2 protein-coding genes are annotated in these 1,077 nt (G+C 49.1%); one reads left to right on the top strand and one right to left on the bottom strand.

Annotated features, from left to right (window positions below):
• The first annotated feature begins 116 nt into the window (after positions 1-116).
• Positions 117-632 carry a DoxX family protein gene (locus J8X26_RS27435; RefSeq protein WP_208952664.1) on the top strand — a complete coding sequence of 172 codons (516 nt, stop codon included), beginning with the start codon at positions 117-119 and terminating at the stop codon, positions 630-632.
• A gap of 97 nt (positions 633-729) precedes the next feature.
• Here the strand turns inward: J8X26_RS27435 and J8X26_RS27440 are convergent, their stop codons facing one another.
• Entirely contained in the window at positions 730-945 is a 216-nt protein-coding gene (locus J8X26_RS27440) for a heme-binding protein (RefSeq protein ID WP_208952665.1), read from the bottom strand.
• Between the last annotated feature and the right edge of the window lie 132 nt (positions 946-1,077).

The following is a 1,077-nucleotide window of genomic DNA, read 5'->3' on the forward strand; positions in this document are numbered from 1 at the left end:
CTTGCTGACAGCGCTTAGGGGCTGTATTTCCAAAATTGACGCAACTTTTCTTTGACGGAACACGGTAGCTGATTGGGTTTATTTTCCAATTTATCGACTGCGCGCGTAATGACTGGGTGCATTATAAGGACGATGCTTGGTTTGGCAACCTGCAGTGGCAGGTTGCGTTTATCCAGATTTACTTCGGTTTTAACTGGACCGGGCATTTCACCGAAAAACTCTTTGCCGGCACAGCGTCGTTCCATCACCTTGAGCAGGTGTTTTTTAATTACGGACTCACCAGCAATACCACCACCTTTGTTATTATCGGCGGCCTGGTGGAGCTGTCCATCGCCATCGGCATCGGCATGGGGTTATTTACCCGCCTGGCAGGATTCGGCGGGTTAGCGTATGTCATGGTTGCTAACTTTTTTGGCGGTCATTTTTTCAACGGCTATACTTGGAACAGTAAGCCTAACGGCGGCTGGGAATATATCCTGCTGATGGTGGTCTTCTTTGGCAGTTTTATGCTGTCGGGAAGCGGTAAATTTTCAATCGACAGATGGCTTATCAGCCGTGATTTAATGCCGAAATTCCTGTTGCCTTTATGTTTAACTAAGGCTGGTAGGGAATTATATTATCCCAAAAAATAACATTTCGTAATTAATATCAGTAATCTCGATAAACCACGGGTTGCTTGCTATATACGGAATGCACGGGCAACCCCCCAATCACATCAGCCGCTGCCCGTCATTGAGACCGGCGTGACGCCGCCCAGCGGAATAACGCGACCGCCCGTGCTTTTAAAATAGAAGAATCAATGCATCCCGGAGGAGCAGTATCCATGCGGGTAAAAGCCAGCAACATGCCCGATTGATCCACCACCGCCACGCAAACATGGGCATTCAGTCTGTTGGCGTTTCTCTCGCCGGCGGCAATCAACCGCGCGCCGTCCGACTGGGACAATAAGGTTTGCGTGGCAGCCTAAATAGTAGATCACTTAAAAGGAACTCAGCCCGGATTGTGCGATCTGATCAATCGCCAAACATCACAAATCACCAACCGGACTGAGCGATGCCGATCATAACACCCATTCCC

The organism is Rahnella sp. ChDrAdgB13, assembly GCF_017655185.1.
GTDB classification, from domain to species: domain Bacteria; phylum Pseudomonadota; class Gammaproteobacteria; order Enterobacterales; family Enterobacteriaceae; genus Rahnella; species Rahnella contaminans.